6 protein-coding genes and 1 pseudogene are annotated in these 5743 nt (G+C 55.0%); 6 read left to right on the top strand and 1 reads right to left on the bottom strand.

Going from position 1 to position 5743, the window contains the following annotated elements; genetic code table 11:
* A pseudogene (locus BMY49_RS17590) lies at positions 1–233 on the bottom strand (hypothetical protein); the annotation flags it as partial.
* Between the two features lie 438 nt (positions 234–671).
* Between BMY49_RS17590 and BMY49_RS13260 the strand changes: the two are divergent.
* The 6 genes from BMY49_RS13260 to BMY49_RS13285 all read left to right on the top strand — a co-directional run bounded on the left by BMY49_RS13260 (position 672) and on the right by BMY49_RS13285 (position 5619).
* Positions 672–1091, top strand: a complete 420-nt coding sequence (locus tag BMY49_RS13260) for a DVU3141 family protein (RefSeq protein WP_244154970.1) — start codon at positions 672–674, stop codon at positions 1089–1091.
* Complete coding sequence (locus tag BMY49_RS13265; RefSeq protein ID WP_089675776.1) at positions 1091–2824, top strand: polysaccharide biosynthesis/export family protein; 1734 nt, start codon at positions 1091–1093, stop codon at positions 2822–2824. Before BMY49_RS13260 ends, BMY49_RS13265 begins: the two co-directional genes overlap by 1 nt.
* A gap of 197 nt (positions 2825–3021) precedes the next feature.
* Positions 3022–3831: an ABC transporter permease gene (locus tag BMY49_RS13270; protein ID WP_089675777.1), complete on the top strand. Its 810-nt coding sequence runs from the start codon at positions 3022–3024 to the stop codon at positions 3829–3831.
* A gap of 3 nt (positions 3832–3834) precedes the next feature.
* Positions 3835–4932, top strand: a complete 1098-nt coding sequence (locus BMY49_RS13275) for a hypothetical protein (RefSeq protein ID WP_054645379.1) — start codon at positions 3835–3837, stop codon at positions 4930–4932.
* A gap of 238 nt (positions 4933–5170) precedes the next feature.
* Complete coding sequence (locus BMY49_RS13280; protein ID WP_074210383.1) at positions 5171–5428, top strand: DUF4258 domain-containing protein; 258 nt, start codon at positions 5171–5173, stop codon at positions 5426–5428.
* Positions 5428–5619, top strand: a complete 192-nt coding sequence (locus tag BMY49_RS13285; RefSeq protein WP_016913348.1) for a DUF2283 domain-containing protein — start codon at positions 5428–5430, stop codon at positions 5617–5619. Before BMY49_RS13280 ends, BMY49_RS13285 begins: the two co-directional genes overlap by 1 nt.
* Positions 5620–5743: the final 124 nt, after the last annotated feature.

Here is a 5743-nt window from a genome sequence, read left to right on the forward strand (position 1 = left end):
CCAGCGAAGCGCTCGCTCAGCTGGCGAACCAGCTTGTCGATGGCCTTGGGTTCGTTGGGAATCTCACCGCGGAACTCGGGCGCCTGGCGCCCGATCTCGGCGATGGCCACCGAGATGCTGACCTTGTGCACGTCCAGGCCAATATAAGCGGCATGGACGTTGCCGGCGGCGCTGACACGCTGGGCAACGGCCCGCTCGACAACAGCTTGCTGAGTTGCGTTAGACTGTTTCATGACCTGCCTCCCTCAATAGTGGCTCTGCATTTTGGTCCCTACCTCAACGTAATCCACGACGTTGAGGAGGGGCAGGTCAATCCATGATGTCTACTCGATCTTAAAAACTAGAAAATTCATCTCGCTGACGTGAGGTTGGGGTGCTGCTCCCCGTCACGTTCATGGATTTTGGACGCGAGCCGATTTTTTTATTGTACGCCGCCTAATGCACGGCATGCTAAACAGAGTTAATTTTCTGTAAAAGCCTTGTCAACGTAGAGCCCCAGCGGTTAATCCCTTACAATGCAGGGTGCTTTTTAATGGCGCAGGTTAATTACATTTCATCCGCACAGCATAGGGCAAGGGAATGCGCCCGTTACAATCCCTGGGCGGTAGCGTGCCTTTTTATTGGAAATCACCATGTCAAACTCCCTCATTTTCATAGCGCGGCCAGCTCGCATGCTGTTGGCCGCCTTGAGCGTTGCCGTCGTTAGCGGCTGCGCTACCTACCCGAGCGGCAACCAGCAGCAGGTCCAGTACGTGCTTGGTAACGACACCGCCAAGCCGCTGCAAGATGAAAACCTCAACGGCTTTCTCGCACAAGCGCCTGCCGGTGCCGTGCTCAACCTAGTACAAAGCCCCTGGGGCGATAACGTCGAGATCGTGGCCGATGCGCCCTATTTGGCCGCCAGTGGTCGCGAGTGCCGCAAACTGCGGGTCATCGAGCAGGGTAGCGGTGCTGCCCGTACCGCGCTTACCTGCGCGACCCCCAACGGTTGGGTAAATCAGCGCATGCTGCTGCCAGAAAGCCAGCAAGGGGCGATGTCGCTCACCTCGCCAATGACGCACTCCCCAGGAACCACACAAGGGCGCTATTAATGAGCTTGCAACGCGTAATGAAACGGCTTTCCCTCACGCGCCCGGTAGCGGTGTTATCACTGGCTTTGCTGGGCAGTGCCGCCAGCAGCGTTAGCTGGGCGCAGAGTATAAGCCTACCCAATACCATTCTTCCGGAAGACCAGGCCAGCCAGCAGCGGGTAGAGCCTCCGGTGAACGACACTCCCCGCGCCGACTGGCGTAGCGGTACCTACGGCCCGGTAGCGAACCAGCCCCAGCAAAACCCCGATGCGCTTCCCCCCTTTGGAGCGAACCTCTTTACCGGTGGCTTTCGTGGGGCGATGGGAGACGGCCTAAATGCCGATTACCAAGTCAAGCCCGGCGACCAAATCACCGTGCGTGCCTGGGGCGCGTTCGAGTTTGACCGCGTGCTGCCGGTGGATGCCCAAGGCAACATCTTTATTCCCGGCTCTGGCCCGCTGAATGTAGAAGGCCAAAACAGCCAGCAGGTGGATAGCCGCGTGCGCGGTGCGATTACCTCGGTGTACCCCGAAAACGTACAGGTATACACCAACGTACAGGGCGTGCAGCCCGTGGCCGTGTTCGTCACTGGTTACGTGGAAAACCCCGGCCGCTTTGCAGGAACTCCCAACGACTCCGTGCTCTACTTCCTGGACCAAGCAGGCGGTATTGATCAAGACCTGGGCAGCTATCGCCAAATCCGCGTGATTCGCAACGACCAAACCGTCGCCACGGTGGATCTCTACGACTTCCTGATCAATGGCAGCATCGCGCGCCCGCAGTTTCAGGATGGCGACACCATCGTAGTGGAAGAGCGCGGCCCGGCCATTGCCGTGGTGGGCGATGTGCACCGTGAACACCGCTACGAGCTTATCGGCAACCAGCTAAGCGGTGCCGAACTGGTAGAGCTTGCCCGCCTCAGAAGCGGCGTATCTCATGTACTGCTGCGCGGCGACCGCTCCGATGGCCCCATGGCCCAGTACTTCCCGCTGAACGAGTTCTATACTCAAACCATTCGCAGTGGCGATGAAGTGGCGTTCAGCGCCGATCAGCGCAGCGAAACTATCGTGGTAGAAGTAGAGGGCAGCTACTACGGCCCATCCCGCTTTGCGTTACCCCGCGATGCGCGCTTGAGTGAACTGCTGGATGCCATTCCCGTGCCGGAAAACATGACCGCCGTGGAAAGCATTTCGCTACAGCGTGAAAGCGTGAAACAGCAGCAACAGCAATCCATGGAAGAGAGCCTGCGCCGCCTGGAAACCACCTACCTCAGCGCCCAATCCAGCACCAACGAAGAAGCGCAAATTCGTGCCCAAGAAGCCGAACTGATTCAAAACTTCGTGCAGCGCGCCCGCGAGCTAGAGCCCAGCGGCCGCTTGGTAGTGGCCTACAACGACCGCATTGCGGATATCCGCCTGCAAGATGGCGATGTGATCACCATTCCGGAAATCAGCGACTCCATTCTGATCAGCGGTGAAGTACTGGTGCCGCAAGCGGCGGTATACCGCCCCGGCATGAGCGTGATCGACTACATCGAAAGCGCTGGCGGCTTTACCCAGCGTGCCGACGATGACCACATCCTGCTGGTTCGCCAAAACGGCGCGGTGGAAAACGCCCGCAACACTCCGCTGCGCCCAGGTGATGAAATCCTCGTCATGCCAGAAGCGCCCACCCACAACCTGCAGCTAGCCGCTACGCTCACGCAAATCCTCTACCAAGTGGCTGTAGCCACCCGCGTGGCAGTGGATTTGTGATGGGTGGTTGGTAAATAGTGAATGGTGAGTGGTGAGTGGTGAGTGGTGAAGGTAGTATCTCGTAGCGCGGCGTAACGACTGAGCGAGAGCAACGAGCGAAAGAGGCACCCGCGGAGGGCGGCGCAAGCAGCCCTGTCCACGCCACAGACTTTTATAAACCCCTCATGTAAGTTCTTGACCTCAAAAGAAACAGCCTCATGGACAACACACACAGCGCCCCAAAAGGGGCGCGCACCCCTTGGCAAGTCACCCGCAGCGTGTGGTACGCCATGTTTATGCGGGAAGCTATTTCTCGCACCATGAGCGACCGCATGGGCTGGTTCTGGATGATTTTTGAGCCTTTTGCGCTTGTTGCCGTAATGGTCGGTATACGCAGTTTTATCAGCGGCGATAATTTGATTGCTAATGCCCCCTTCATTCCCTGGATGATTGTCGGAATGATGGGCTTTTTCCTAGTTCGCGAAGGCATGCTCCGGGGCATGGGGGCGATTGAAGGTAACAGCGCCCTGTTTGCATACCGTCAAGTGCATCCTGTTGACCCTGTCGTAGTACGCAATTTCTTGGAAGGAACACTGCGTACCTTTGTATTTTTAATTTTTATTGCGGGCGGCTTGCTGCTTGGTTTAGAGCTATTCCCCGATAATGCTGTTCGTGCAATATCAGCTTGGCTAGCGTTATGGGGGTTAGGTATAGGGTTGGGGCTAGTCGTTTCTGTAGCTTCGACGCTAGTGCCTGAAGTAGGCAAAATTATTCGTATAACCTCCCTTCCTTTGTTAATTGTCTCTGGCGTCATATTTCCTTTGAATCAGCTTCCTCATTGGATGCTGGAGTATCTAATGCTGAACCCCATTCCTCATGGGTTGGAAACATTACGGTTGGGTTTTTTTGAGAATTACAAAATTATTCATGGCACCAGTATGACGTATTTCTGGCTGGTGACACTTTCGCTAAATGCGCTGGGGCTACTTATGCATCTCCGCTTTGTTGACCGGTTAAAGGCTAAATAATTAATGTTTATATCGTTCACTCGTTTTGTTAAGAAGTCGCCGCATTGGGCGTTTGCATTAGTGGCAATTGCCCTTGTCAGCTTCTACTGGTTTGTATGGGCGCAAGAGCGTTATGTTTCCCGAGCTACCGTGGTGCTCGAAAGCCCGCAGGTGGCAACGCCTGAGTTTAGCCTTTCTTCACTTATGGGAAGTGGTGCGGGCAATACTGCCGACCTGCTGCTACTGCGTGAGCATTTACTGTCGGTCGATATGCTCCGCCTGCTAGACGAGCAGTTAGGCATTCGCCAACACTACAGCGAACACGGCGACTTCTTCGCTAAGCTGCGTGACCCCAACGTACCCATTGAAGATCTACATGAATACTACCTGCGCCGGGTAGAGGTAGAGTTGGATGAGTATGCAGGCGTATTGAATATCTATGTTCAAGGTTACACGCCGGAATTCGCCCACGATATGGCATCGCTACTGCTAGAAGCGGGCGAAAACCACATGAACGAAATGGGCCACCGCCTTGCTGATGAGCAAGTACGTTTTCTAGAGCGGCAAATGGTGCGTTTAGAAGAGCGTTTCGAAGAAACCCGCGCTCAACTGCTCGCCTTCCAGAACGAATACGGCTTGGTATCACCTACCGCCACGGTAGAAAGCATCAACCAAGTCGTGGCAACGCTTGAAGGCGATCTTGCCCGCTTGCAAGCCCAGCGCAACGCCCTGGCCAGCTTCCAAAGCTCGCAATCGGCCGAGCTACGCCAAGTAGAGCGCAGCATTGCAGCCCTGCGTGACCAAATCGTAGAGCAGCGCGACCGCCTAGCCCAAGCCACCGGCAACTCGCTCAACCGCGTCTCTGCCGAGTACGAAACCCTAGAGCTGCAAGCCCAGTTCGCCCAGGAAACCTACTCCAGCGCCCTGGCCGCGCTAGAAAACACCCGCTTAGAAGCCGCCCGCCAGCTCAAGCAGGTCAGCGTGCTACAAAGCCCGCTGATGCCGGAATACCCAACAGAGCCCAACCGCCTCTACAACAGCAGCGTCTTCGCCATCATCACCATCTTCCTCGCGTTCATCCTCAGCATGCTCATCATGATCGTCAAAGACCACCGAGATTAGGATTGTTGGTGAGTGGTGAGTGGTGAGTTGTTAATGGTGAATAGTGAATAGTGAATAGTGAGTAGTAAGTGGTGAGTAGTAAGTAGTGAGTGGTGAAGGGTGAAGGGTGAAGGGGGCTATCACCCCGTAGCGTGGCGTAACGAAAGAGCGAGAGCAACGAGCGAAAGAGTCACCCGTAGCGGCGGCCCGGCGCGAAGGCGTCTGCAAGACGCCCAAACCAAAAGTGCAGAAAGTAAATATGCATAGTCACCGTTTCAAGGTAAATATTCATATAACACGTCATGCCCGTGAGCGCATGGCTACTCGAAATATTACAGAAAATGAGCTGCTAGAATTGGTAGAGCAGGGAACCGTAAAATACAAAGATGCTACGCGGTTTTGGATAGCGCGATATTTTGAAAATCGTCAAGACAACCTTTTGTCTATTGCAGCAGTCTTGGAAGATAAAATAGTGGTAAAGACAGTCATGCATCACTTTGAGTGGGAGGATAAGTAATGCGAACTACGTACGATGAAGCAGATGATATCCTGGTTCTGCACCTATCAGAAAAGCCTACCGTTAGGGAGGTTTCTCAAGATTGGCATACACATATTAGTTACGCAGAGGATGGCACGATCAATGAAATCGTCATTCTGGAGGCCTCGAAGCAAGGTGCATGGCCACTCTTAAAAAGCCAAGCCGCTTAACTAACCGCAACACGACTCCCGCTGCTCCTGCGGGTGCGCTCCGCTTACACCGCGCTACGGGAACACCGCCAACGTTATGAGGCGTGGCACCAACCCCGTTTCGCGCCATAACGATCAACCGCGT

Source organism: Vreelandella aquamarina, assembly GCF_900110265.1.
Taxonomy (GTDB): domain Bacteria; phylum Pseudomonadota; class Gammaproteobacteria; order Pseudomonadales; family Halomonadaceae; genus Vreelandella; species Vreelandella aquamarina.

Coding starts and splice junctions, on each gene's coding strand:
- BMY49_RS13275 (WP_054645379.1), top strand. CDS start 3,835: ATGTTTATATCGTTCACTCGTTTTGTTAAGAAGTCGCCGCATTGGGCG.
- BMY49_RS13285 (WP_016913348.1), top strand. CDS start 5,428: ATGCGAACTACGTACGATGAAGCAGATGATATCCTGGTTCTGCACCTA.
- BMY49_RS13260 (WP_244154970.1), top strand. CDS start 672: ATGCTGTTGGCCGCCTTGAGCGTTGCCGTCGTTAGCGGCTGCGCTACC.
- BMY49_RS13270 (WP_089675777.1), top strand. CDS start 3,022: ATGGACAACACACACAGCGCCCCAAAAGGGGCGCGCACCCCTTGGCAA.
- BMY49_RS13280 (WP_074210383.1), top strand. CDS start 5,171: ATGCATAGTCACCGTTTCAAGGTAAATATTCATATAACACGTCATGCC.
- BMY49_RS13265 (WP_089675776.1), top strand. CDS start 1,091: ATGAGCTTGCAACGCGTAATGAAACGGCTTTCCCTCACGCGCCCGGTA.